At 44.6% G+C, this 22,890-nt stretch carries 23 protein-coding genes and 22 tRNA genes; 30 read left to right on the forward strand and 15 right to left on the reverse strand.

The features are described from left to right. Window positions 1-155 precede the first annotated feature (155 nt). The 3 genes from nblR to AC5JL3_RS19145 all read right to left on the reverse strand — a co-directional run bounded on the left by nblR (window position 156) and on the right by AC5JL3_RS19145 (window position 2,730). Window positions 156-851: a response regulator transcription factor NblR gene (gene nblR, locus AC5JL3_RS19135; protein ID WP_192217498.1), complete on the reverse strand. Its 696-nt coding sequence runs from the start codon at window positions 849-851 to the stop codon at window positions 156-158. Between the two features lie 460 nt (window positions 852-1,311). Beyond that, window positions 1,312-2,190, reverse strand: coding sequence for a hypothetical protein (locus AC5JL3_RS19140; protein WP_496075996.1), 879 nt, complete (start codon window positions 2,188-2,190; stop codon window positions 1,312-1,314). A 150-nt stretch (window positions 2,191-2,340) separates the two neighbouring features. After that, complete coding sequence (locus AC5JL3_RS19145) at window positions 2,341-2,730, reverse strand: hypothetical protein (protein ID WP_496075997.1); 390 nt, start codon at window positions 2,728-2,730, stop codon at window positions 2,341-2,343. 409 nt (window positions 2,731-3,139) lie between these two features. Here AC5JL3_RS19145 and AC5JL3_RS19150 point away from each other — a divergent pair, with 409 nt between their 5' ends. Then, window positions 3,140-4,297 (forward strand): CapA family protein, encoded by a 1,158-nt coding sequence (locus AC5JL3_RS19150; RefSeq protein ID WP_496075998.1) that lies wholly within the window; start codon window positions 3,140-3,142, stop codon window positions 4,295-4,297. 3 nt (window positions 4,298-4,300) lie between these two features. On the opposite strand, the gene AC5JL3_RS19155 is transcribed toward AC5JL3_RS19150, so the two are convergent. After that, complete coding sequence (locus AC5JL3_RS19155) at window positions 4,301-4,456, reverse strand: hypothetical protein (protein WP_192217501.1); 156 nt, start codon at window positions 4,454-4,456, stop codon at window positions 4,301-4,303. A 1,125-nt stretch (window positions 4,457-5,581) separates the two neighbouring features. On the opposite strand from AC5JL3_RS19155, the gene AC5JL3_RS19160 reads away from it, so the two are divergent. From AC5JL3_RS19160 to AC5JL3_RS19230, 15 genes are all read left to right on the forward strand, one after another. After that, window positions 5,582-5,655, forward strand: a tRNA-Asp gene (locus AC5JL3_RS19160). Window positions 5,656-5,812: 157 nt separating this feature from the next. After that, window positions 5,813-5,890, forward strand: a tRNA-Cys gene (locus tag AC5JL3_RS19165). Window positions 5,891-5,916: 26 nt separating this feature from the next. Next, window positions 5,917-5,989, forward strand: a tRNA-Lys gene (locus AC5JL3_RS19170). 12 nt (window positions 5,990-6,001) lie between these two features. Continuing rightward, window positions 6,002-6,075, forward strand: a tRNA-Met gene (locus AC5JL3_RS19175). A gap of 83 nt (window positions 6,076-6,158) precedes the next feature. Continuing rightward, window positions 6,159-6,230, forward strand: a tRNA-Glu gene (locus tag AC5JL3_RS19180). Between the two features lie 97 nt (window positions 6,231-6,327). Next, window positions 6,328-6,402, forward strand: a tRNA-Trp gene (locus tag AC5JL3_RS19185). A 2-nt stretch (window positions 6,403-6,404) separates the two neighbouring features. Further along, window positions 6,405-6,479: transfer RNA gene (locus tag AC5JL3_RS19190), tRNA-Arg, on the forward strand. Between the two features lie 7 nt (window positions 6,480-6,486). Continuing rightward, a tRNA-Ser gene (locus tag AC5JL3_RS19195) sits at window positions 6,487-6,572 on the forward strand. 9 nt (window positions 6,573-6,581) lie between these two features. Further along, window positions 6,582-6,656, forward strand: a tRNA-Phe gene (locus AC5JL3_RS19200). Between the two features lie 7 nt (window positions 6,657-6,663). Then, window positions 6,664-6,738, forward strand: a tRNA-Asn gene (locus tag AC5JL3_RS19205). Window positions 6,739-6,748: 10 nt separating this feature from the next. Continuing rightward, window positions 6,749-6,823, forward strand: a tRNA-Gln gene (locus tag AC5JL3_RS19210). Between the two features lie 5 nt (window positions 6,824-6,828). Beyond that, a tRNA-Gln gene (locus AC5JL3_RS19215) sits at window positions 6,829-6,903 on the forward strand. Window positions 6,904-6,909: 6 nt separating this feature from the next. Next, window positions 6,910-6,990: transfer RNA gene (locus tag AC5JL3_RS19220), tRNA-Leu, on the forward strand. 4 nt (window positions 6,991-6,994) lie between these two features. After that, window positions 6,995-7,067: transfer RNA gene (locus AC5JL3_RS19225), tRNA-Pro, on the forward strand. A gap of 168 nt (window positions 7,068-7,235) precedes the next feature. Continuing rightward, window positions 7,236-7,310, forward strand: a tRNA-Thr gene (locus tag AC5JL3_RS19230). Between the two features lie 20 nt (window positions 7,311-7,330). On the opposite strand, the gene AC5JL3_RS19235 is transcribed toward AC5JL3_RS19230, so the two are convergent. After that, the gene (locus AC5JL3_RS19235; RefSeq protein WP_496075999.1) at window positions 7,331-7,930 is read right to left on the reverse strand and encodes a macro domain-containing protein; all 600 of its coding nucleotides are present in this window, start codon (window positions 7,928-7,930) and stop codon (window positions 7,331-7,333) included. Between the two features lie 110 nt (window positions 7,931-8,040). On the opposite strand from AC5JL3_RS19235, the gene AC5JL3_RS19240 reads away from it, so the two are divergent. The 9 genes from AC5JL3_RS19240 (at window position 8,041) to AC5JL3_RS19280 (ending at window position 10,228) form a co-directional block, all read left to right on the forward strand. Further along, a tRNA-Thr gene (locus AC5JL3_RS19240) sits at window positions 8,041-8,112 on the forward strand. 83 nt (window positions 8,113-8,195) lie between these two features. Continuing rightward, window positions 8,196-8,270, forward strand: a tRNA-Glu gene (locus AC5JL3_RS19245). A gap of 184 nt (window positions 8,271-8,454) precedes the next feature. Continuing rightward, window positions 8,455-8,524 (forward strand) — tRNA-Gly (locus AC5JL3_RS19250). Window positions 8,525-8,620: 96 nt separating this feature from the next. Continuing rightward, window positions 8,621-9,094 (forward strand): hypothetical protein, encoded by a 474-nt coding sequence (locus AC5JL3_RS19255; RefSeq protein ID WP_496076000.1) that lies wholly within the window; start codon window positions 8,621-8,623, stop codon window positions 9,092-9,094. Between the two features lie 63 nt (window positions 9,095-9,157). After that, window positions 9,158-9,229, forward strand: a tRNA-Gly gene (locus AC5JL3_RS19260). A gap of 4 nt (window positions 9,230-9,233) precedes the next feature. After that, window positions 9,234-9,308 (forward strand) — tRNA-Val (locus AC5JL3_RS19265). A 5-nt stretch (window positions 9,309-9,313) separates the two neighbouring features. Next, a tRNA-Arg gene (locus AC5JL3_RS19270) sits at window positions 9,314-9,386 on the forward strand. A gap of 541 nt (window positions 9,387-9,927) precedes the next feature. Beyond that, window positions 9,928-10,071: a hypothetical protein gene (locus tag AC5JL3_RS19275; protein WP_496076001.1), complete on the forward strand. Its 144-nt coding sequence runs from the start codon at window positions 9,928-9,930 to the stop codon at window positions 10,069-10,071. Window positions 10,072-10,075: 4 nt separating this feature from the next. Further along, complete coding sequence (locus AC5JL3_RS19280) at window positions 10,076-10,228, forward strand: hypothetical protein (protein ID WP_496076002.1); 153 nt, start codon at window positions 10,076-10,078, stop codon at window positions 10,226-10,228. Between the two features lie 140 nt (window positions 10,229-10,368). Here the strand turns inward: AC5JL3_RS19280 and AC5JL3_RS19285 are convergent, their stop codons facing one another. Then, window positions 10,369-10,860, reverse strand: coding sequence for a hypothetical protein (locus AC5JL3_RS19285; protein WP_496076003.1), 492 nt, complete (start codon window positions 10,858-10,860; stop codon window positions 10,369-10,371). 163 nt (window positions 10,861-11,023) lie between these two features. Between AC5JL3_RS19285 and AC5JL3_RS19290 the strand changes: the two genes are divergently transcribed. Together AC5JL3_RS19290 and AC5JL3_RS19295 are read left to right on the forward strand one after the other, a co-directional pair. Next, window positions 11,024-11,095 (forward strand) — tRNA-Asn (locus AC5JL3_RS19290). Window positions 11,096-11,376: 281 nt separating this feature from the next. Next, window positions 11,377-12,465 carry a hypothetical protein gene (locus tag AC5JL3_RS19295; protein WP_496076004.1) on the forward strand — a complete coding sequence of 363 codons (1,089 nt, stop codon included), beginning with the start codon at window positions 11,377-11,379 and terminating at the stop codon, window positions 12,463-12,465. 40 nt (window positions 12,466-12,505) lie between these two features. Here AC5JL3_RS19295 and AC5JL3_RS19300 read toward each other — a convergent pair whose 3' ends face one another. Both AC5JL3_RS19300 and ccmP read right to left on the reverse strand, forming a co-directional pair. Further along, window positions 12,506-13,312, reverse strand: a complete 807-nt coding sequence (locus tag AC5JL3_RS19300) for a pentapeptide repeat-containing protein (RefSeq protein ID WP_496076005.1) — start codon at window positions 13,310-13,312, stop codon at window positions 12,506-12,508. A 145-nt stretch (window positions 13,313-13,457) separates the two neighbouring features. Further along, window positions 13,458-14,099 (reverse strand): beta-carboxysome protein CcmP, encoded by a 642-nt coding sequence (ccmP, locus tag AC5JL3_RS19305; RefSeq protein WP_192217677.1) that lies wholly within the window; start codon window positions 14,097-14,099, stop codon window positions 13,458-13,460. A gap of 212 nt (window positions 14,100-14,311) precedes the next feature. Here ccmP and AC5JL3_RS19310 point away from each other — a divergent pair, with 212 nt between their 5' ends. The 3 genes from AC5JL3_RS19310 (at window position 14,312) to AC5JL3_RS19320 (ending at window position 16,180) form a co-directional block, all read left to right on the forward strand. Then, entirely contained in the window at window positions 14,312-15,040 is a 729-nt protein-coding gene (locus tag AC5JL3_RS19310) for an AIM24 family protein (protein ID WP_496076006.1), read from the forward strand. A 100-nt stretch (window positions 15,041-15,140) separates the two neighbouring features. Next, window positions 15,141-15,344 carry an RNA-binding S4 domain-containing protein gene (locus AC5JL3_RS19315; protein ID WP_192217675.1) on the forward strand — a complete coding sequence of 68 codons (204 nt, stop codon included), beginning with the start codon at window positions 15,141-15,143 and terminating at the stop codon, window positions 15,342-15,344. 62 nt (window positions 15,345-15,406) lie between these two features. Further along, window positions 15,407-16,180 carry a DUF1350 family protein gene (locus tag AC5JL3_RS19320; protein WP_496076007.1) on the forward strand — a complete coding sequence of 258 codons (774 nt, stop codon included), beginning with the start codon at window positions 15,407-15,409 and terminating at the stop codon, window positions 16,178-16,180. Between the two features lie 88 nt (window positions 16,181-16,268). On the opposite strand, the gene AC5JL3_RS19325 is transcribed toward AC5JL3_RS19320, so the two are convergent. From AC5JL3_RS19325 to glyQ, 7 genes are all read right to left on the reverse strand, one after another. Continuing rightward, a complete protein-coding gene (locus AC5JL3_RS19325; protein ID WP_496076008.1) occupies window positions 16,269-16,814 on the reverse strand; it encodes a Dps family protein in 546 nt (181 codons plus the stop codon). Window positions 16,815-16,948: 134 nt separating this feature from the next. Further along, window positions 16,949-17,608: a helix-turn-helix domain-containing protein gene (locus AC5JL3_RS19330; protein ID WP_496076009.1), complete on the reverse strand. Its 660-nt coding sequence runs from the start codon at window positions 17,606-17,608 to the stop codon at window positions 16,949-16,951. A 207-nt stretch (window positions 17,609-17,815) separates the two neighbouring features. After that, a complete protein-coding gene (locus AC5JL3_RS19335; RefSeq protein WP_496076010.1) occupies window positions 17,816-18,310 on the reverse strand; it encodes a Dps family protein in 495 nt (164 codons plus the stop codon). A gap of 209 nt (window positions 18,311-18,519) precedes the next feature. After that, window positions 18,520-18,783, reverse strand: a complete 264-nt coding sequence (locus AC5JL3_RS19340; protein ID WP_192217670.1) for a ParB N-terminal domain-containing protein — start codon at window positions 18,781-18,783, stop codon at window positions 18,520-18,522. A gap of 77 nt (window positions 18,784-18,860) precedes the next feature. Then, window positions 18,861-21,224, reverse strand: coding sequence for a ComEC/Rec2 family competence protein (locus AC5JL3_RS19345; protein WP_496076011.1), 2,364 nt, complete (start codon window positions 21,222-21,224; stop codon window positions 18,861-18,863). Continuing rightward, window positions 21,224-21,703 carry a DUF4079 domain-containing protein gene (locus AC5JL3_RS19350; RefSeq protein WP_496076012.1) on the reverse strand — a complete coding sequence of 160 codons (480 nt, stop codon included), beginning with the start codon at window positions 21,701-21,703 and terminating at the stop codon, window positions 21,224-21,226. Before AC5JL3_RS19350 ends, AC5JL3_RS19345 begins: the two co-directional genes overlap by 1 nt. 139 nt (window positions 21,704-21,842) lie before the next feature. After that, complete coding sequence (glyQ, locus tag AC5JL3_RS19355; RefSeq protein WP_496076013.1) at window positions 21,843-22,718, reverse strand: glycine--tRNA ligase subunit alpha; 876 nt, start codon at window positions 22,716-22,718, stop codon at window positions 21,843-21,845. Window positions 22,719-22,890 lie beyond the last annotated feature (172 nt).

A 22,890-nucleotide genomic window follows, 5' to 3' on the forward strand; every position in this document is an offset into this window, starting at 1 on the left:
TCTATGTCGGTAGGCAAATTAAACATAAGTACAAACACTCAAAGCTTACCTACAGGCGATAGATTCTCTCGCGTTAGGGGAGAAGCCTTGTACCCCATAACACATTGCCAGCATTATCTTTGTTTATGCCAACCTACTTAACGTTTCCTAGCACTCTATGCCTCCCGCAACACATAACCAACACCCCGTACTGTTTGAATCAGGCGCTTTTCACCCTCATCTTCAATCTTGAGACGTAAATAGCGAATATATACTTCAATGACATTTGACTCTCCCATGAAGTCATAACCCCAAACATTTTCGAGAATTTGTTCACGGGTCAATACTTCACGAGGATGAGCCATCAAATACTTGAGGAGTTCAAACTCCTTCATGGTCAAGTCAATCACTCGTCCACCACGTATAGCTCGGCGTGTCGTCAAGTCTAAAATCAATTCCCCAAACCTTAGCTGTTCGCTAACCCCTACTTCTGGCTCAAGATAGAGGCGCACCATTTGCAAAAATGGTTCAGTGCGATAAGGTTTCAGAAAATAATCATCAGCTCCAGCCTCTAGACAAGCCACTCGATCATCAACTGTGTCACGAGCCATGAGCAGAAGTAACGGTACACGAGAACCTGTACCTCTGATTTGAGAACACAACCTCAGCCCTGATTCTCCTGAGAGTGCCCTATCTACAACAATCATTGCCGGCTGGAGTTCACAGGCTTGATGCCAACCCGTGGTCGCATCAGGAGCAACAACAGTATGGTATCCGGCTTCTCTTAAATCTAGACTTAGGCGTTCAGCAAACGTTTCGTCTGTTTCTACGAGTAAAACACAGGGATTGCGATCAAGAGTAATAGAGTGCATAGGCAAAGCTTGTGTTGACAAACTGGCTACTAGTACCTAAATTATCTCCCTTGTTGTAGCACGTCTTGGTGTCAAGAGTCTTAATCCGAAGGGCACTGACATAAGAGCCTTGAAATAGATTTCACCCATCAAAGCGATGTCAAGCTAAAGCCTACTAAATCAGCCTTTCAACCCGTTTTAACGGGTTTTAGCTTTTAGCCCGTTCGCGTTCGCGAAGCGTTCTCGAAGAGTAGCGTTCCCGTTCCCCGTAGGGGTTCCCGAAGGGTAGGGTACTTTAGTTCAGGGCTTAATTCAGTGACATTCGTCCTAATCCAGTTTGAGGACTAAGTCAATAGGGATTGGATGCAAGGCACTAGGTAATATTGAATTGTCTTGTCCATTGCCGACACTAAGAAAGTCCATCGCTACGATGAACAAGTTCCCACGTTTAATGACATCTACCTGGCTAGCGACCTTCTTCCTATTGATGAAGAATTTGATGGAGTTGTTCCGCTTCCTCTAATATTTTACTAAATCCTCCTTCCGCAAAGCTTCTGACATAGTTAATTTTGATTTCCTCAAGCATATCTACGAGTAGAGATTGCAGTTCTTGAAGGTTATGCTTCTTCTGTAGTTCTATCTGTAGGGCTTCGTTGAAGTTTCGGATAAGACGGTTAGAATGTTCTGCTGCTACAGGGTCTTCTAATAGTGTTGTTAGGGTGCTGTAGGTTGTTCCAGAAAGATCTGCAACTAGTCTCTCAGTCAACTGCGTTGGTAATTGATTGAAACCAGGGACATTCTGTAGTTGCTTGTAAACAGGCGACTGGTTGAGGATCGTTGTAATACTGTGATGGAGTAAAGCTTCAAGGTCTGGTTGGACTTTGGGGAGTACGTCATAGACACTGAGGTGGAGTAGACGAGTTGCGATCGCTTTTACTTCATCAGTGTTATTGATATTGATGTAAGGGCGGCGAGTCTCAGGATGTAGTAGCCAACGCGCAATATCACCTCGTTGAATCGACTCCTGCGCTTGGTCAATCATCCGAATTCCAACAAGTTCCGTTAGTTCCTCAGCAAAATTGGCAATAAAGTCATATTTGATTTGCCGCCGTACAGGTTCCAGATTGAGTAACTCAACTTGATACAGGCGAAGTGTCACGGGAAGGACTCTCAACCACCGCCAAACGGGTAGTAGGAGAAAGATATCGTACCAGCGCCGCAGCATCGCTTCAAGCCAGTTTAATCGAGGATTTTGGCGACTTATATAGAAACTACGAGCGAGAAATTCTAAGCCGAATAGGACAACAAAGGGTAAGTCAATCAGCCAGAAGTTATTAAGAAATTTGCCATTGGTTCCCAAGCGGCGATAGTAGTTCTTTTGGATTAGCGGACGAACCTCAATATTAAAAAACCCAATCTCTTGCTGCCAACCGGCATGGGATAAGTAACCTTGACTCCAAAAGGTTTCAAAGGCTTTATGAGCCGATTCTTCACCAACGCGATCGCGTATTTAGTTTTTAATCTTTTCTAGGGTGCCGCTTTTATTCGCCAACGCAAACGGGTTATCCTCAATCATCTGGTTACTAAGACGACGTAATTCGGCTAGCAACTCTTCTCCCTGAGGTGGCTCTACCCCTGTCTGCAACACCAATTTTTCCAGTTGCTCTACCTTGTTCAGGTAGTTCTGTGTTTCTCGATGAGGTTCAATCCCCTTAATTGGGTCGTAAATCTGGATTAAACTCGGCACTTGTTGAAAGTAGAAGTCACGCCAGGGTACATAGCCGAGGTCAAAAAACACCAAACACAAGTTCACCAAGGCAATAATTGCCATTAATCGTTCAAACCAGCGGTTCCGACGAACTGTAAGTTTTGAGATAGCTAGTCTTTTAGTCGATAACATGCCGCTAAACCCTTGGAAATCTATCGGGTTTATTAGACTTGATGCGCTAAATTTGAGTCAACTCATCTTTAGCAAGATTTTGGCAATTCCTTGGGTTCATCCCCCTGAGTGCAACACTAGTGCAAGAAGGCAGAAAGCCGAAGGCAAGAAAGCTTGCAAGGTAAGCTTTTTAACCTTTTTCAACTGGATAGTTATTTCCGCCATACTGCACTAGTGTTCTTATCAGGTGATTATCCTGCCGCCTGTTGTTCCTTTGTCTACATCTAGTAATTACCCACTGGATAGAGGTAACCAAGAGGTTCATATGCAGTTGTGAGAGTTTCGCTCAGTTAGCGCAGAACATTTTGTGATCGCACTGTGCTAATATTGGGCGTTTGAATGACCAACCATCGCATACATTCTCTAGTTGGTGTCAAATTTCCTTGCTATTTCCAACAGAACGACGCGCCGGAAGGCGTATGTTTTAATCTTTGCTGGCACTTTCAGCTTCTTTGTTGGCTTGGGCTATGGGAGCGCTAAGCGATATGAATACATTCAAGAATTTTCCTTCGTTGAGCCTGTAACTGATGTTTTACCTGATTTTCATCTCAAGCCAGAACCCCCTGCTGTAACTATCAAAATCAAAGCCGTTGGAGACATCGTTCCTGGTACAAATTACCCTAATAATCGACTCCACTCGCGTAGTAAAACTCTCTTTCAAGGCGTTAAACGCCTTCTGAAAGGAGCTGATATATTATTTGGCAACTTTGAGAGTACGTTAACAAATTATCCTTACTCTCCCAAAGGTTTAGGTGGGAGGTTAATTGTTGCCTTTCGCACGCCTCCAAGTTATACCCAGATTTTAAAAGAAGCTGGGTTTGATGTGATGAGTGTTGCTAATAATCATTCCTTTGATTTCGCTCGTCAAGGATTTAATGACACCATTCACAATCTTGAAAAAGCTAACATTAAAGCCCTTGGTAAAAAAGGTCAAATTCTCATTGCTAAACGAAAAGGACTATCGATTGCTTGGATTGGCTTTAGCTACTTTAACTATCACAATTGTCTCAACAATCTAAAAGAAGCAAAAGCGCTAGTACAAAAAGCCAGTAAAAATGCTGATATGGTAGTGATTTCTGTTCATGCAGGTTCTGAGGGAACAGGGGCGATGAATGTCAGAAATCAAACTGAATACTTTTTTGGAGAAAATCGAGGAAACATGGTGCAGTTTTCTCGCACCATGATTGATAATGGCGCTGATCTAATTCTGGGGCATGGTCCTCACGTTCCTAGAGCCTTAGAACTTTATAAAGGCAAATTAATTGCTTATTCTTTAGGCAATTTTATGGGATACCGAACCCTCTCTGCTGAAGCACAACTTGCCTACTCCCTGGTTTTGGAAACGGAACTCAATAACCAGGGAGATTTTGTATCTGGCAAGATTATCCCTGTTCATTTAACAGGGCAAGGTATACCTTATCCTGATCGGCAGTTTCGCAGTGTCAAGTTAATCCGCCAGTTGACTCAGAGTAATTTCCCCAAGACTCGCCTAACGATTGATAAGAATGGTCGAATCCAGCCCAAGTAAGCACTATTCTCTATCTAAGTCGATTTCGGTAGCCGCTTCTTCCTTTTCGCCAAGTATGTCAGCGTCGCAACCTACACAGTACCAACCGATTTCTGAATCTTCCGTCAGTTTGATTTGAACTAAATCTGCCCCGCATCTGTGACATTTTGGTGCGTCCATCAATTTCTCCAGAGGATTTCCTTTGTGTCTACCTTAATTTTTCCTTGAACAGGGCAAAAAGGGAATCCAGTGAAAGCAGAAGTTCGCAAAACTCAAGTAATTCCTAGGCTCCAGAATGATCTGGGAGGAAGCAATGAACTTGTTTTAGGTATTTGATTCAGTTCAGTTAACCGAAGCGATTGCGGTCATTGGCTCAGCTAGCTTCTCATCCACTACAAAACAAGCAAAATTGACGATTCACTCACGTCATTTCCTCCCAGCTTCCGTATCAGCGCTTCCCACTCCTCAATTTGAGTATATAACTGCTGGCGGCATCGCCTTTTGCTTTGTGCAGTCGATAAACCCCTCGCCCTCAGAATCAGGAACGGTAGGGAGCCAGTAATAAAAGAGTGATGTGCGGTAACACCGCCTGTAGCATCGCTTTTCCTTTAACTCCTATTAATCCACTTGTTTAACTCCTTCACCCCATTGGTAAGGGAATTTTTTGATTGGGATGAAAAGCGATCGCCTCTTTTCACCTGACGAGTCGAGGCAGTATTTAAGCGCTATTCCTTTATTTACAAGGCATTCACACCTCAAAAAAAACTTTATACTACACTCTTGACATTTATGTAGCATACTTGTAGTATGTATATATCGAAGCAAGAAGAGGAGTGATTCAGTCCAACTCAAAACAATCATGTTGTTACTATTCATTCGGCTCCCTGGTCAACCTAGATCAAAGCGAGAGTCAAATAAAACACCGAATCAGCCTCCTTTGAGAGAGCAAGAACAAAGGTCATCTGCACGTATTCATCAACGGAAAACTACCGAAGCTATCCACAAGACTAGCCAGGTATATCACCTAGAACGTCGGTTGTTTCTCTAAATTTTATCAGTCTTTTTCTGAACCTTGAAAACTGAATAAGAAAGCACCTATTTATTTCATCAATCTGTGCTGACAGCCATAAGTACAGATGTCTTGAAGGGAAGCGTAGCTCAACTGATACTACAAGGTTGTCTCAACCTGCTATGAGAAACAGTTGGTATCTCTTACAAACAAAATACAAAAAGAGATCGGGATTCAATCCTGCTATGCTTCCTGCAATTGAGACCTACAACAGTGGGAATTGCTGATTGAGTCATGGGGCTGTAGCTCAGATGGTTAGAGCAGTGCCTTGTCACGGCAAAGGTCGTCGGTTCAAGTCCGATTAGCCCCGCTAGGGCAGCAATGATGGAGTTTCAATTCTCCACTCCCACACAACGGTCTCATCGAATAAGGGCTAATTCACCTGTCTTTCAAGCAGGCAATACGGGTACTCCTTCGGAGAACGCTCCGCGAACAAGTCCCGTTGGGGCTATCAGATTGATGAACGAGGTCGAGTAGCCAAGTGGTCGAAGGCATCAGTCTGCAAAACTGATATTTTCTCGTGGGTTCAAATCCCACCTCGACCTCTCAATCTGCAAATCATCTGGTGCATGGGAGTATAGCTCAACTGGCAGAGCAGACGGCTCTTAACCGTATGGTTGCAGGTTCGACCCCTGCTACTCCCACTTGTATGGTATGGGAGTATAGCTCAGTTGGTAGAGCGGCATCCTCATAAGATGACAGGTCGCAGGTTCAAGTCCTGCTACTCCTACTGATACACAAGCCTCATCGTTTAGCTCGGTTTGCAGAATCTAATACCCATAAGTTCGCTTATCGGTATTTGAATGAGAACAAAGCCTCATCGTCTAGTGGTTAGGACGCTGCCCCCTCAAGGCAGAGACAGGAGTTCAAGTCTCCTTGGGGCTATCTGGAGAGGTGGCTGAAAGCACTTCCCTGCTAAGGAAGCATGGGGCAACCCATTGAATTTTGGATTTAGATTTTGAATTCAAAGTTCAAATCGTATGTGGGGATGGTGTAACTGGCAACATTTCGGTCTCCAAAACCGACGTTCTGAGTTCAAATCTCAGTCCCCGCGCCAATGAGAGCGTAGTTTAACTGGATAAAATCTCGGTCTACGAAACCGAAGACGTGGGGGTTCAAGTCCCTTCGCTCTCGTCAACTTGGAGGGGTGGCTGAGTGGCTTAAGGCGCAGACTTGGAAAGTCTGATTAGGTTTTACCTAACGCAGGTTCAAATCCTGTCCTCTCCGTTGAAATTTCCCCCGGTAGCTCAGTTTGGTGAGAGCGCTCGCCTGAAAAGCGAGAGGTCGTCAGTTCGATACTGACCTGGGGGGCTGGCATTGCCCTATAGCTCAATGGTAGAGCCACGCGCTGTTAACGCGGGGGTTGTAGGTTCGAGTCCTACTGGGGCAGCCATTTATTTCATTGCCGGGTGGACGAATAGGCAAGTCGCAGTTCTCTGAAATCTGAGATACAGGTTCAAGCCCTGTCCCGGCATCCAATCATTGCCCTGTTGTGTAATTGGCAGCATATCTGACTTTGACTCAGACGGTCTAGGTTCAAACCCTGGCCGGGCAGCCAAATCATGCTTCTGTAGCCCAATTGGAAGAGGCTGCTACCTCAAAAGTAGTTGTTATTTAAGTATGGGTTCGACTCCCATCAGGAGTATCAACGGGATGTAATTCAGCGGCTAGAAGCCATGCTTTGGGAGCATGGAGTCGCAGGTTCAAATCCTGCCATCCCGATAAGCCCCTGTGACGTAATTGGAAACCGTCGCAAGCCCAGACCTTGCGTTTGCTGGTTCGAGTCCAGTCAGGGGTATTGGTGCGATGCGGGTGAAGTAGCCAGGGTAGGCTTGGAGGTCTCATAAGCCTCTTATCAGCAGGTTCAACTCCTGCCCCCGCCACCAAATTGCAGGCGTGGTGCAATGGCAAGCATAGAAGTTTCGTAATCTTCTGATGCGAGTTCGACTCTCGCCGCCTGCTCCAGAGTAAGTAGCGATCGCAGCTCAGGCAAAGCTTGAATTTCCACCCTCCCAAATTTGAAGTTGTCTGTCAGCAGCAACTATGCAATTGAGGAACTTGGGTGGATGCAGGAAGTTGTCATAAGCTGATGCCATCTGTCTGGCAGCTTCATGATAGGGAACGCGCCCTGTTCCTAATCCAGGACAGGCAACGCTACTAATTTTTCGTTCGGCATATTGGTTGTGCCGTCGAACAGCGAGAAGCATTGCCCACATTGCCACGTATGGAATGTCCGTACCAGCAATAGACATTGGCACTCGCATGGTGGGTGTGTGAGCCAGAAAAGGATGCTTTGAATGACCAGTTGCCACGATGAACGATGTTCCAACAGGCTGTTCACCCAGGAATTCATCCAGGATATGCTGCTGAACTTTTGTCATCAGGGAGCGACCAAAGAACCTAACGATCGCGGCATCGATGCCACCATCCATCATTCCAAATGAATTGGCAGGGCTAACTAGACAGTCAAACTCTGGCAACCACTCGAAATAGTCATTGACTATTTCAACGTTGGGTAAATAGCTGAAATGCTGTTGGAAAGCTGTAAACAGTTGTGAACTAGGAGCTACTAGTATTAGCTTCAAGTTTTGAACTTACCTCCACTTAGAACGCTATTTTAGTTGCAAGCTGAGGCAAGAGTCAACTTGCCTGAAACAAAGTGGCGAATTGGGAGTTTCCCGCAATTCGTTGCAATGCAGATGTGGTGTAAGTGGTAACACAAGGGCGTGGTAAGTCCTTGATGTGGGTTCAATCCCCGCCGTCTGCCTATCAGCAATGCACGGACAACGATTGAAGTTCCTGAATAGGATGGGATTGCTGGTCACTCGAAAACCTCTAAATTTATGGTTTTGGTGGATAGCTCAATGGGTAGAGCGCATGATTTTCAGTCATGAGTTGTTGGTTCGATTCCAACTCCATCAGCCATGAATGTTATAGCTTAAAGCTCAACGCTTAACGCTCAAACTTCAATCATTAAAGGTTAGACAGTTAACATTCAAACCATAAAGGTTAAAGCTTGATAAAAGCCAGGGGTTCTGGTTGTAGGTTCCATAAAACCTTGAGGTTTCCACCTGGCTGAGTGGTCAGCATCCCACTTTTTTTAATCAACCGGATATGGTGTAACGGTAGCATGTGAGTCTTCCAAGCTTTAGGTACGAGTTCGAGCCTCGTTATCCGCTCTGAAAAATGTGAGTGTCATCAGGTTTTCATCTGACTCTCTTTGCGGTAAGTGCAGCCAGAGTTCTACATTCCTGTCTCAGGATAAGACAACTACTATGAACACAGAAATAACAATACTGGTATGGAAAGAAGCTCTTGAGCAAGGATATCTTGGAGTAGATGCAGGAGTTCGCTGGGCAGACAAAATCATTGCTGAAACAGAAAAACCTGATATTTGGATCATTGAGATGTCGGTTGCAAAAAGCTCTGAACAGATGCTTGATGCACTGAGTCTATTCCCCATTTGCTCAGTCTCAATTGAACTTGAACTTGGATTTTTGTGTATGCAGTGGCTTGAAGGAAAACTAGATTTTCGTGAATTTCTTATTATTGCGGGGAACATCGCGCACATCACAAGCTTAGACTACTGTGACGATGAAACAATGTGGGAATTGTCGCGTGCTTATGATTATGCCGTTAAAGCAGGAAAGCCAATCGATGAATTTTTGACAAAGGCTAAAGCAATGTTTTCCCAACCCTATCAAACTGTAAAAGATTACCTGATCGAGTTATCAACTAAAGCTGGATGAAACACTAATTTTATCGCTACGCATAAAGTACTTACTGAAAGTAATTTAAGAGTCTCGGAATCTGCGGGTGTGATGTAGTGGTTAACATCTGAGTCTGCCAGTCTCAGCGCATGGATTCGAGTCCCATCATCCGCTTTGTAGTCCTGTAGCTCAACAGTGGAGCATTTGCCTTACAAGCAATAGGTTGCGGGTTCAAATCCTGCCAGGACTACCAATCATGGGAGTGTAGCTCAATGGATAGAGCAAGGAGCTTCTACCTCCGAGGTTGTGGGTTCAAGTCCTACCACTCCTGTTGCAAACTAGATGTAAGGAGGTTGCCTTCTTTTAAGATTAATTTGAACGGGATAGAGCGATCGCACATACAGCGTGACCTAATCTTTAGAGCTTACATACTAGTACGAGAGGAAAAGTAACGCTGCTCAAATGCAGTGGGCGTTTGAGAACGAGGAGTGCGAAGAATCCGACAGGTGGGCTTAGAGGTAGCCATCCTTTAAAGAGTGTGTAATAACTCATCGGCGGAGTCCCTCTAGTAACTGAGAAAACGCATATTGCTCTGAAAACTTGCACGCTATTTTTCGGATATGCGATCGCGATTGTATGGGTCTGTAGCTTAATCGGTAAAGCATCGCTTTTGGGGACATCTATTCTGGTAAAAGTGAAAGGCAAAGCTGCCAAAAAAGTTGTGTCTTGGGAGGTGGCTGAGTATGAAGTTGTGAAAGCCGATATTCGCTACGTGCAAGCATTGAGGATTGGCTCAGTTATCCAAAGAGCGAATTTTTCCAAGCATCTAGCTATGTGTTGAAGAAAAATGCCTAATTGTATCGACGCTTGGCATGATACGTTACCTGACGCTAGTCGAAGTGCTTAGTCTGCACAGTCAGATTATCGAGCAGTCAGGAGGTGCTTTGGGTGTACGTGACTTGGGTGCATTGGAATCTGCTCTAGCTCAACCTCGCATGGCATTTGGTGGGTATTAGAAGCATGACTGAATTACTTCAGCGCCTCATCGCAGAGCTAGAGAAACTGCTAGAAGACGAGCAAAATGCGATCGCTACTCGTTCCACCAACAGGGCACGAGCAATCCCTAACGCACTACTAGTCAGGAAAACAAAAAAGCTGATGGCTGATAGCTGACCGTTAACTGCTATGGAGCTAACTGCTTAGGTCTGAAAATGAGTAGAGCCGCTTGTAATACAGGAGTAATTGTCATAGGACGTTAACCTGCTCTAACATTTAACCTGCATCTTGAGGTAATCCCTTCAAGGCGGATTAGCTTAGTTATGAATTCGTAAGTTTAAGACATAGCGACCTAACTGGAGTTTTTCTGACCATAGCTCATACTCCAGTTGCAGATTTTGAGGTAGGGGATAACCCTCTAGCTTCAAACTCCGAGTATAATTCCGTAAACGTAATGACTCAAATCCCTGAAGCGAGTCACCTTGCAACCAATAGCGACTGATGCCGTAAGTTCCTCGCTCCCACAGGTGACGATAACTCAATTTACCGTTTTCCTGCATTGTCATAATCACCCGGTATGGTGAGATTTCTAGCCATAGGAGTCGGAATGTTGGCTGATGAGGTTGGCTTATATCATCATCTGTCGTTGGTTCTGGCTCGCAATCAGGAAGGGTTGGCTCTCTCAACAACAGGTGAAACCGTTCCTTGTCTTTTTGGTACAGCGTTGCAGCAGTTTCCACGCTAGACCAAATTGGCAGGTCAATAGATACCAGAGAAAGACAAACAGGCCTGCGGTGATGGGTCAGCATGGAATTTTAGAAGGGAAAAGGACAAAAATAACCTAGCTCTACCTTCATATTAGAATTAGCTAGGGGGTGGCAACAGTATTTTCACTAAAGTTTGCCAATGTACTTGCCAAACAGTGCTCTTTGTCGGTAATATTATTAATCGTGACAAACGTTAGCTACTCAATCCTCAGTAGCTCAGTGGTAGAGCGGTCGGCTGTTAACCGATTGGTCGCAAGTTCGAATCTTGCCTGGGGAGTTTACACAAAAATATAGCTTTTGCAGAGACAGTGCCTGTGCGCCAGGATGTTGGCATGGTAAGCTTTTTGATTGTTTTGCTTCTCCTTGCAAGTGAGGAAGGCAAGATGGGTAAGGCTGTGGATACTGGGACATGAGTCCAGCGCCTAAAACAGTACGTGCGATCGCGTTTCGTAAATAATTTTACAAAATGTTACTCAAGTGCCGAGATCTAACCACTGTTCTTGTAGTTGATCGCAATAATGCTTGGCTCAAGGCTCTAAAGTGCAGAAGCGGTGAACAATGGCTGAAAAATTTTCAGGAAAAGTTCTTTTTGCTAATGGCTTCCCGGCTCAAAGCGTTCTTGTTCGTGTTTTCGATAAGGATGAACCGGGGAAGGGTGATGATGATTTAACCGTTGACCCTGGTCGTTCAGACAGTCAGGGAAAATTTACGGTTCGCTTTGAACCCTCTCGTTATCTTGACTACAACACCATTAGCACCCAAGAACTGCGTAACCCGCCTTGGGACTGGACACTGACGACTCGTACACGACGCATTCCTGATATTACAGATATCTATTTACCGTACTTAGAATTCCGCTATACCTTCAATGGTCGCCGTTGTGTGCATACAGCTTTCATGGTGCCATTCCAAAGTGAGTTCCGCTTACCGGAAATTCCTGCCTTTGACTTCAAACCGTCTGTACATGGGTTCAAATTCATCAACAACTTTCCTGGCTATGCACTGCCTTTTTCGATTCCAAACTTGCCAAATTTGTCAACAGTTGGAAGTGACTATGGTCTTTGCGGTGGGATGTCTTGTGCCGCTTATGACTTTCTCCTAGCAGGTCAGAGTATTCCTTCACAAACCACTGTGCCAGCAAAAGGTTCAGTGTTGAATCAATATCTCTATCGACGGCAAATCGACACTTACGGGGCGTTCGGCGAGTACGTTGCTAAGTTCGCTCAGTGGATGGTATTACCAGACGATACCGTCCTTGGTACTCAAAAGCGTACCTACGATGAATTTGAGGAAATTCGTGCCAAGTTAGATGATGGAAATGCAGTTGTCTTGGGACTTGTTTATGTTAGCGGGAGTAATACGTTAGAAATTTGGAACAATCACCAGGTTTTGGCATACGGCTACTCTGAAGTCTCAGCTACCACAATTGATATAAATATCTATGACCCAAACTATCCCCAACGAGATGATGTCATTATTCAGGTTGAAAGAGTACCTGTAGGAACTACTTTTGTTCCTGGCGTTCCTCCCCGAAAGAAAACCGTTTTGGGTTTTAAGTGTACACAACGGGTGTCCAACCGCAGCAAAGACTTACGAGGGTTTTTCGCAATTCCTTATGTGCCAGTAGTACCTCCAGCAGAACTTTAGGTTGTAGCTTTTATACAACGCACAGTTTTACCGTTGAGCGCTAATCGTGGGTTGTGCCATCAGGCATAATTGCCCCTTGGAGATTAGCATGGTGCAGGTTCGCTTTACTAAGGTTTGCGCCTCTAAGATTAGTCCCTCGACAGTCAGCGCCTTGTAAATCAGCTTTACTGAGGTTCGTCCATCTGAAATCAGCTCTTTTGAGATCAGCCTCGCTTAGGTTAGCCCCCAACATGTATGCGCGACTAAGGTGAGCCTCGCTTAGATTAGCGTTGTGGAGGTCAGCCATGTAAAGGTAAGCACCAATCAGTTCAGCTTCGTAGAGGTTGGCGTAGCTGAGATCAGCATGGCTGAGGTTTGCGTCCATAAGGTCAGACTCACTAAGATTAATCCTGCTTAGCTTTGCTGCGCCCAGATTAGCTCCTTTGAGGTTAGCCTTTCTGAGACTGGAGCCAACTAGATTAGCGCCTCTGAGGTCAGCCCCAAACAGATTAGCGCCTCTGAGATCGGCTCCGATCACGTTTGCTTCAGTGAGGTCAGCACCTCTAAGGTCAGCGTTGTGGAGGTTCGCATCAATCAAGGACACTTCACGGAGATTAGCCTCAATTAGGGCAGCGTTCGGAAGCTCAGCATTGCTAAGGTTTGCGTGGCTGAGGTTTGCTGTAATTAGTCGAGCCTTGGACAAATCAGCTTTTCGCAAATTCGCGCCGCAGAGGTTTGCCCCTCTAAGATTTGCGCCTCTAAGGTCAGCTTCACTTAAGTCTGGTGCTATTTGATCGTTTTTCGTTCTCCACTCAATCCATCTCACTGCACCCTTCTCAAGTAGCGCAAGATGCTCCAGGTTTGCCATCAACTAAGTCTCCCTTGCTGAAGAAAAGTAGTGCCAACTAAAAACTTTAACCGAATGACCGCACGTTAAGGTGCAATTACCTTGATGGAGCGATCGCGTAGATCAACTGATGTAGCCTATTTTCAACACTCAAGGGATTTGTTACCTATTCGTTACGCATAGCAGCCGGATTCTCACGACCTGCCACGCTTTCAATTGCCCCTAATGCCGCTCTAGAACCTGCGAGAATATCCCGTTCTGCACCACCTAGGTAGAGGCGTCCGAAGCTGCCAACCGCTTGAACCTGCAAGATGTTAATCATTGCCGCCTTCTCTGCCTCATTGGCAGCGAGAGCAGCATAAGCGGCTGGCTCGACTTCCAATACATAAAGTGTTTGCCCTGCTAGAATCATCTGTCCACGGCGGGTACGATTAATTAATTGTGTTTGGTGAGCATCAATATTGCGGATAATCTGGCTAGAAATGACACGCGGTTTGAGACAATCCTGTTGGCGAACTCCTAGCGCGTCCAAAATTGCCTTCCCTGCTGCCCGCGTCTCTCCTTGTTGGCTGGAATGAACTTCCAAAAGCCCGTAAAGTCGTTCGACAACCAGCACCCCTGGACGGACTGAGGTAGATTTTAGGGCAACATCCGTAATTCGGTTAATTTCGATACCTGGTGAGATTTCCACCCACAACGATGTATCTCCTGGCAATGGCAAGAACCCCAGCGCCACCGTCCCCATGTATGCCGCGTGCTGAGGTTGCAAGCTATCGAGAAATACATAACTGCGTAGTTCTATACCCAAGGTTTTTTCTCCATATAGTGGGTAAAAATATGAAACATCTAGTCCTTTTGCTCACTCCATGTATTTTAAGTTGTCACTTGTAGAATTCAGATTTCACCTCACTGTAGCGGAAAAAGGATACTCACTATTCGATAATCTGTTACACTTTTAACTTGCTAAAAATCTATAGTAAAAGTTTTAATGTATTTAATGTAAAACTAAGGGTAAAAAAGATGAAATATCAAGTTAAAATTTTGGAGCCTACAGATTTATGGTACTTACAAAATAATATCAATAAAGAGACCAATAGGTTTTATCACCCAACCAAAAATATTCCCTTTGTTCAGCAAGTCGAGATTTACCTAGATAATTCTGGAGTAATAATCCAGAAAGGCATGTTGTATAGCTGTGTTGGTCGGTTGAATTATGGAGTTTATAAAACCGATAACCGTTTGAAAGATATGTGGGTATCTTTGATGACAGAAATGGACTATAACGCTCCGGTCTATCAAGGCACTGGTACAATTCACCTAGAACCCAGTCAAAAAGGAAATTTTCTGCATTACACACTCATTGAGCTATCCGATTCAGATCAATGGGAGTTTGATGATGGTATATTCCAGTTTTGTTCTGATAATGTGGTTATAGGTACAAAACGCTTAAAATTCCGGCAAGTAGCTGGTTCTAATGACGGAAGATGGAGAATTGCGCTTAGAGCTTTATCTGGGCAGACATCTAAAGCTGTAGTAGGTACAACTGCACCCGCCAGGATTATTGAAATCAAGAAAGGTGAAACCCTAATGGCTGATTATGATATGGTCAAAGGGTTTACAAATGGAATTGAAGAAGAGTATCGAAAATTAGGACATTTTGGGAAAGGAGGTGGAGAAGGTTATGTTTGGTTTTATGGAGGAGAAGGCAAATTATTAGTGTCAGAAATGAATGGTATGGGTCTTGGCTAAATTCTTGTTTTAGGACTTATCTATATCAATAGTTAGCTGTTGCGTTAAGCAATAGCTAAGTATAATATTTTTTACCAAAAAAAACAAAAATTAAGTATTTATGATGATAAATGACCAAAATATTAAGCTAGATCAATTTTTGAAGTGGGTCGGTGCTGCTTCTACGGGTGGTGAAGCGAAATTAATGATTCAAGGTGGTGAAGTGAAAGTCAACGGTAGTACAGAGACTAGACGTTCAAGGAAATTGGTAGAAGGAGATTCCGTAATGGTCAAAGACAAAATTTATAAGGTTGAGTTGAACTAACCGAAAACGAAAGCTAAAAGAATTTCTACAATAAACAGATAGATTAACTACCTAAGCATTGAATGGACTGGCAAGAAGTATCTGGTTGCTGGGTTTTAATTCCTCCGCGTCCCAGCGCAATCATACATTTCCTGGGTGGCGCTTTCGTTGCTGCTGCCCCCCAAGTGACCTATCGCTGGTTACTTGAACAACTAGGGCGTCAGGGCTATGCAATAATTGCAACGCCATTCGTGAATACGTTGGATCATGCTGCGATCGCACGCGACGTTCTCAACCGATTTGAGACGACCTTAGATCGGCTACAAACAACAAATGTTTTACGCAAACGGTATATGCCTATTTATGGTCTTGGACATAGTATGGGCTGCAAACTACATCTGTTGATCGGTAGCCTATTCAAAGTCGAACGTGCTGGTAATATCTTGATTTCCTTCAACAATTACCCTGCAACTCGCGCAATTCCTTTTATTGAACAGTTGAATATCAATCCTGCATTCAACGTTGAGTTTAGACCATCACCCTTAGAAACTAACGAGCTTATTGCCCAGCGCTACCAAGTTCGTCGTAATTTGCTAATTAAATTTACTAACGATGACATCGACCAAACTTCTAGCTTGACTCAAGTTTTACAAGAACGCTTCCCCAATATGGTTGTCATCCAAACACTAAATGGCAGCCATGTTACGCCATTGGGACAAGATGTTAACTGGCGGACGGGTTCAGTCTTTACTCCTTTTGATGCTGTTGGTCAGTGGATGAAGCAAGAAGTATATCGCGACCTCCATCAGCTCAAGCGGGAAATCATTCGCTGGCTAGAACCCTTCCAGTCTACCTAACACCAACTTTTAATAAGTACTAATCTATATCACTACATATAGCAAAAAGAGGCGGGGAAATCCCCACCTCTTAAGTACTATCTCTTAATTAATTACTTGTTTCAACAGGAACTTTGAGACCTTGTGAAGATAAGCTGCCGTCTGGAGAAATCGATTGACCTTCAATAAAGGAGCGCAACATCCAAGCCATCTCCTCGTGCCCCTCCATGAGTCCAGTTAGAAAGTCAGCAGTGCCTTCGTCGTGATACTTGTCAGAACACTGATCAATGTGGTCACGTAGATTACGAATGACTTGCTCGTGATCCGAGACTAGGTTTTCTACCATGCCACTAGCATTAGGAAGAGTACCAGGATCTTCCTTAATCGAAGCATATTTCAGGAACCCTTCAGCGGTACCAACAGGATAACCACCTAAGGAACGAATTCGCTCAGCCGCTGAATCGATAGTTTGTGTCAAGGTTGTGTAGTGTTCTTCCCACAGTTGATGCAAAGAGCGGAACTGGGGTCCAACAACATCCCAGTGGTACTTCTTTGTTTTGATTAATAGCAGATACATATCTGCTAAATCATGATTCAACAAGTCGGTCACGCCTTGACGCTGTTCTTCTGATAAACCTATATTTATAGGGCGCATAAATTTGTTCTCCACACTTTGAGACTATTAGTCATTGCAACAAATCTATACAGAAAGACCATCAGTCAAACGGAAGATCATTAGGTCAGTCATTAGGACTAACCATTGAGTAGCCTAAACAAGGAAAATCAGGCTTAGCTAGCATTGACAACTGGACTAACTTTGGCACGGTATAGCAGTTTCTCTTTCCAACGGTAACCTGTATACCGGACTTTGACAGTTTCTCCGAGTTGAGCTGTTCCCTCCATTAGTTGATGCCATTGTGGATCATAAGGCAGTTCAGAGCCAACGGAAGCGATCGCTTCTACTCCCCACTCTTGTAACAGCTGTTCCATTGGTCGAACTAAAGGCACTAATCTAACGGCTGGTAACTGGGGATTTTGTTGTGCCGCATGAGCCGCTGTTGGCCATTGTAGAAGCCAAGATTCTAACGTTTGTAAACTAGACTGCTGAAACTCCTGCCTTAAAGTTTCTTGCTGTTGCTCCAACTTTGCTTGTAGCCGTTGATATTCTTGCCTCAATGCCTCCACTTCATCCCCAGCGACCTGAGAAGCAGGGGCAGTAGACTCTAATGAAAAAGTTGCCAGCAACTCGCTTGCCGATACCTGCAAGGCTTGAGAAAGCTTTAGCAAAGTTTCTACTCGAATCTGCGATACCTCTCCACCGCGTAAACGCCTCAGTTGCTTTTCTGAAACCCCAGCACTTCGACTAAGTTGTCTGTAACTGGAAAAACCCAGCCGTTGCATCAATTGTTGCAATAGCTGGGTATAGTCTTGCTTTGAAGAAAGAGTCATGTGTTCCACACCCACTTGTCTAGCTAAGTACCAGTTGGAAGGAAATACTAAACCATTTAACAACTTAGAATAACGTGATGTGTAGCTTTTCACTCTAGCCTCTTCCCTAGCTCTTCACCTTGTAGGGAAGAGGGGTGGGGCTTAGGTTTTTTCAAAGCTGCACGTCACGTTAGAATAACTAACCTTCGCAACTCTAGATGCTAGGTTTTACTGGGCATTGAGAATACTACGCAGCATCCACGCAGTCTTTTCATGGACACGCAGCCGACCAGTCAACAAGTCAGCGGTGGATTCGTCGTTCCCGCGTTCAGTAGCAGGAAATACTGAACGTGCTGTCTTCGCTACAGCTTCATTGCCTTCTACAAGTAAACGCACCATTTCCTCAGCCGAGGGAACTTCACTAGTTTCTGGAATTGAACTTAATTCTGCAAAAGCACTGTAAGATCCAGGAGCAAACACACCAAGCGCTCTAATTCTTTCAGCAATATCATCAACAGCAATTGCTAGCTCTGTATATTGTTGCTCAAACATCAGATGCAGTGAATTAAATTGAGGCCCAGTAACGTTCCAGTGGAAGTAGTGAGTTTTCAGATACAACGAGTAAGTATCAGCAAGAACGCGAGAAAGTCCGTCAGCAATTTCTTTTCGGCTTTCTTCTCCAATGCCGATATCTACTGGTAAGTTTTTGTCTTGAGTTTGCATTGTTGTCTCCTAATTCAGCAATTTTTTATCCAGTAGCTACTTACAGCTCTCTCGATATTGATAAGTCGCAATCTGTTTTGAGCTTGAGTTACTCTCGTCATCGTACTTGATAGGGAAGATTTGGAGAGAAGTTTTCCTCATCCTTATACCAACCACTCGACTCGATTGAGTATGAGTTGAAGTGGTGCATGGCAATAACTTGTCAGTAATTAAGCCAAGTGCCTCTGTAGAACTGAGCGAGGCGCTTTGCGAACGCGGCAACGAATTGTTTCTTTGCCTAGGCGTTTGTGAGCCTCAAATCTATGGCAACCCGAAAACCCATAATACTGTCCATCCACTTCGAGGACATCTATGGGTTCGCGCAACCCCTCCTCTTTAATTGACTCCATTAGAGCGGTTACCTTGTTTTGATCATTCTCTCGCGGTAGGGGACGGCGAATTTCCCGCAGAGGAATTTCTCTTATATCTACCATGTTGCGAGTTGCTACCTCAATTCCTTACTTCTAAATCATACTCGTTATGAGTTCGTTCTGCAATACTTGTTGACTGACTAGAGTAGCGATGCATCATTATTGGTTGCCTCCAAGGTTGTTTCAAAACCACCGTTGGGTGTCCACTGGATGGCTCCATCACGCCCCGTCCAGTAGAGAGGAATCTTTGCTTTTCGTAGTAGCTGCGCTGTGTCTATGTCTACTGTGTTAGATGATGAGGCGATCGCGAATTTCGGCTGCAGAACCGCTAATAAGTCTGGGATTAAAGGTTCTCCAGTCCATAACAGCACTTGAATCTGACGGAGATTGTTGGTTTTTGCTAACTGCTTTTGTATATCCGGCTGAACTTCTCCCAAAAGCAACCACATTTGCTCTTGAATTTTCAGTTGCAATACCGCAGGTTGAGCATTAATCAATTCAATTAGTGTAGAGCCAACAGACAAGGTTTGACCGACTGACACTGACTGGTAGTCACCTTGTTGGGATTGGACGGCGTTGGCGATTGCAGAGGAAGATGCAATTGCATCCTTCCCTTGGGTGCTGGCTGACGCTGGCAACGAATCAGCACTGTCGTAAAATTCCTTTACGGGTAAGCTTTCCAGCATTTGGAGCCAACCACTTCTAAGACGAGGTTGTGAATCGAGAGCAATCGCCCAATCAATTTGATTCACACCCTGCTTCTGCAAAAAAGGCAGCACCGTAAAACGTGCAGTATCCTCTTCGCCACTATTAAGCAATGTGACTTGTCCATGATCTTGAATTATCAAAACCTGCTCTTGAGCTGCGGCTAGCACTGTTACTCGATACTGAGCAGCTTTTGTCTGCCAAAGAGGGAAAGCAATCAACGATAGAGCTACTAAAACGACCATCCACCAGCGGCGTTGCAACTTCTTTCTCGTGGAGCTTATCCCAATCAGCCCGTAGATTAGCAGCAACGACAACAGTGAAATTGTGCCAACGGCTACCGAGCTTCCGGGTAACCTATTAAAAAATTCCACCAACGCCATCAATAACTGAGTTGGATAGTTAAGCAACCAAGCAAGTGCGCTTCCTACGACTGGGGAGATTAGTGCAGCTAGGGCACTGATGATACCACCAAGACTGATGAGAGCGATTAATGGTGCACAAATGATATTTGCTGCTGTGCTGTAGGGTACCACCATGCCAAAGACATGCAATTGTAGAGGTAATGTCCATAACGCCGCAGCAAGGGGAATTGTAATTAAGGACGCGATCGCAGGTGGTAGCCAGTCTAGTCGCTTTGTTAGTGGTGGTACAGTGACTAGCAATCCCAAAGTTGCCAAAAAGCTTAACTGAAATCCTAAATCCCAAATCCAAAGTGGATTGAAAATCAGCAACAGGGTTGCTGCAACTAGCAATGAGCCTAATGGCTTCACCTTCCGTTGTGTTACCAACGCAAGCAAGGCTCCAAAACCCATAATTGCGGCCCGTAGCACCGAGGCTTGTAACCCTGTTAAAGCGACAAAAATTCCTAAAGCAATCGTTCCAAAAGCTAACTGCGCTCTCACCGAAAGACGTTTAGTTAGAACCAGTACGAAACCTAAAATCAGAGAAGTTTGAGTTCCAGAAGCGGCTAAAGTATGAGCCAATCCACTTTTAATAAATTGATCCCGGATGTCGTAGGGTATGTCCACTGCTCGACTTCCTAAAACCATGGAACTCACAAGCGATCCTGCTGGACTACCAAGCCACAGTACTTGTGAACGAAGAATTCGCTGCTGCAAGACCCAGCGACCCCAGCGACGTGCTTGCTGTTCCCCTGATTCACTAACTTGACGTCCGCTAAAACCAGCAAAGGAGCCTTCTCTTGCCAAATAAGCTCTAAAGTCAAAATCACCAGGGTTTGAGGCTGGCTTGGGTTTGTATAAAACACCAGTGACAGCTATGTTTTGACCAGGGTAAATACCAGTCGCCTGAAGTAGGGGTACCGTAACATAAAGCTTACCCGTCACTCCCTTACTAGTAACACCTGCCTGATTGCTGCTTTCAACCTCATTCAATTGCTTTACTTCTAACCAGAATTGTCCTTTTGAAGAACGTGTAAGGCGAGGGAGATTCTGAACTATGCCTTGAACCGTGACAACTTGCTCTTGGACGGTGCCATTAGTTGAACGAACAAACTGGCTAATGTCATTCAATGTTGGTTGTGGCACTCGCGCTTGAAAATAAAGAGGTGCTATGGCTCCAACTAATCCAGCAGCTAGCCACAGCCTTGGTTTGGGTCCTGTTCGCCAAAATCGAGGTATAGTGATCGCCCCCACTATCCCCAATACAAATATCCCTAAAATTAGTACACCTAGCTCTTGCCAAGAAACAGAGCGAGTTGCTAAGTCTAGACTTGCTGTCAACAGCAAACCACAAATATAAGCCAAACTCAGTAGAACACCACTAGCAGGATTCATTAGATTGCTAAACCCAGCTTGAACCCCAGTACAGCATGAAGGAACAGTAAACAAAGTGCTGTACTTCCCAAGTAGGCGTGAACAGTACGCAGTAAAGCTCTGTTACCACCAAAGCCAGTGAACGAGATAATGCCATTGGCGGCTAATAAAATCAGTACAATTGAACCAGTCCAAAAGTGGGGACTTTCCAAAACGGCTTCATGCTGCATCACTAGCGATAGAACTCCACCGATGTATCCCAAAGCTACAAAAAGAAACATCCAAGGAGCAAGCTTACGATGATCATCTCGACTTTTCATTGCCAATGTTGAATCAGCTACCACCCGTCCGCGCCATCCTGCTAAACCAATAAAACTACCCATTACAAAGACTACAATTGCCATCATCAATGGGTGCCCCCAATGCACAATGGGATCAGGAATTCCTAAACTCCGAAATTGATTGGCAATTGGTTCTAGTAGCTGACTGATATTTGCCATTAGTTTTTAAAGCTCCTTCCATGTCAGTTTTGCTGTCTGTTCAGTTATCTCTCTGCTAAGTTAATCAAGCCACTCGATGAAGTAAAGATTTTCCAGTGGCGACAGTCGCACTTTTAGCTAAACTGGCGGTTCTTAATCTTTAAACAGTTACTTTCTCTAGGGGAAATCCTAAACTTTGCCGTTGCTGTAGGTAAAGCTGAGCTACTTGTCTTGCCAGCTGACGGATTTTGCCAATGTAACGTGTCCGCTCTGTGACCGAAATAACACCTCTAGCATCAAGCAGATTGAAAGTATGAGAACATTTCAACACGTAGTCAAGTGTAGGTAGAACAAGCCCTTTTTTGCTAAGTTGCTCTGCCTCCTGCTCATAGAGTTCAAATAGGGTAAACAACAAATCCGGATTGGAAGCCTCAAAATTATAGGTACACTGCTCTATTTCTCCCTGAAGGTGAACATCCCCATAGCTAATTTGGTCATTCCAGCGAATTTTAGGGAAAGCATCGACTTCCTGAAGATACATTACTAGTCGTTCGAGACCATAAGTAATTTCAATGGAGACGGGACGACAGTCAATACCGCCGCACTGTTGGAAATATGTAAATTGGGTAATTTCCATCCCGTCTAACCATACTTCCCAACCAACACCCCAAGCACCCAGTGTTGGAGCTTCCCAATTATCCTCGACAAACCGAATGTCATGGTCTTCAGGACGAATACCCAACGCCTTAAGGGAGTCTAAATACATCTCCTGAATATTCTCTGGCGAAGGCTTAATTAAAACTTGATACTGATAGTAGTGCTGGTAACGATTAGGATTTTCGCCATAACGTCCATCTGTTGGTCGTCGGCATGGTTCAACATAAGCTACAGACCAAGGCTCAGACCCGATCGCTCTCAAAAACGTATGGGGACTCATAGTACCCGCGCCTTTCTCTGTGTCGTAAGGCTGTGCAATTAAGCAACCGCGATCGCTCCAGAACTGATGCAGCGTAGCTATCACTGCCTGAAAATTCATAGAAACCTCCACAAATGCCTGAAACCCATAATCCATTTTTGCGTAAATGCATCCGTAAAACTGGATTTAGGGCATTACAAAAAAATCATCCAAGGGGTTGACACGTGAAGAATGAGGATATATATTGGTAAATGCGCTTGAGACAGACAACTGCTCCCAAAGCGCCCCGAAC

The sequence above is a fragment of the Symplocastrum torsivum genome (assembly GCF_059505465.1).

Excerpts from the sequence above, each read along its gene's own strand:
- glyQ (WP_496076013.1), bottom strand. The coding sequence starts at position 22,718 with ATGAATTTTCAGGCAGTGATAGCTACGCTGCATCAGTTCTGGAGCGAT.
- AC5JL3_RS19310 (WP_496076006.1), top strand. The coding sequence starts at position 14,312 with ATGAAATATCAAGTTAAAATTTTGGAGCCTACAGATTTATGGTACTTA.
- AC5JL3_RS19350 (WP_496076012.1), bottom strand. The coding sequence starts at position 21,703 with ATGGCAAATATCAGTCAGCTACTAGAACCAATTGCCAATCAATTTCGG.
- AC5JL3_RS19280 (WP_496076002.1), top strand. The coding sequence starts at position 10,076 with ATGACTGAATTACTTCAGCGCCTCATCGCAGAGCTAGAGAAACTGCTA.
- AC5JL3_RS19335 (WP_496076010.1), bottom strand. The coding sequence starts at position 18,310 with ATGCAAACTCAAGACAAAAACTTACCAGTAGATATCGGCATTGGAGAA.
- AC5JL3_RS19145 (WP_496075997.1), bottom strand. The coding sequence starts at position 2,730 with ATGTTATCGACTAAAAGACTAGCTATCTCAAAACTTACAGTTCGTCGG.
- AC5JL3_RS19285 (WP_496076003.1), bottom strand. The coding sequence starts at position 10,860 with ATGCTGACCCATCACCGCAGGCCTGTTTGTCTTTCTCTGGTATCTATT.
- AC5JL3_RS19295 (WP_496076004.1), top strand. The coding sequence starts at position 11,377 with ATGGCTGAAAAATTTTCAGGAAAAGTTCTTTTTGCTAATGGCTTCCCG.
- nblR (WP_192217498.1), bottom strand. The coding sequence starts at position 851 with ATGCACTCTATTACTCTTGATCGCAATCCCTGTGTTTTACTCGTAGAA.
- AC5JL3_RS19315 (WP_192217675.1), top strand. The coding sequence starts at position 15,141 with ATGATGATAAATGACCAAAATATTAAGCTAGATCAATTTTTGAAGTGG.
- AC5JL3_RS19275 (WP_496076001.1), top strand. The coding sequence starts at position 9,928 with ATGATACGTTACCTGACGCTAGTCGAAGTGCTTAGTCTGCACAGTCAG.
- AC5JL3_RS19330 (WP_496076009.1), bottom strand. The coding sequence starts at position 17,608 with ATGACTCTTTCTTCAAAGCAAGACTATACCCAGCTATTGCAACAATTG.
- AC5JL3_RS19320 (WP_496076007.1), top strand. The coding sequence starts at position 15,407 with ATGGACTGGCAAGAAGTATCTGGTTGCTGGGTTTTAATTCCTCCGCGT.
- AC5JL3_RS19325 (WP_496076008.1), bottom strand. The coding sequence starts at position 16,814 with ATGCGCCCTATAAATATAGGTTTATCAGAAGAACAGCGTCAAGGCGTG.
- AC5JL3_RS19155 (WP_192217501.1), bottom strand. The coding sequence starts at position 4,456 with ATGGACGCACCAAAATGTCACAGATGCGGGGCAGATTTAGTTCAAATC.
- AC5JL3_RS19340 (WP_192217670.1), bottom strand. The coding sequence starts at position 18,783 with ATGGTAGATATAAGAGAAATTCCTCTGCGGGAAATTCGCCGTCCCCTA.
- AC5JL3_RS19255 (WP_496076000.1), top strand. The coding sequence starts at position 8,621 with ATGAACACAGAAATAACAATACTGGTATGGAAAGAAGCTCTTGAGCAA.
- AC5JL3_RS19345 (WP_496076011.1), bottom strand. The coding sequence starts at position 21,224 with ATGAATCCTGCTAGTGGTGTTCTACTGAGTTTGGCTTATATTTGTGGT.
- AC5JL3_RS19300 (WP_496076005.1), bottom strand. The coding sequence starts at position 13,312 with ATGGCAAACCTGGAGCATCTTGCGCTACTTGAGAAGGGTGCAGTGAGA.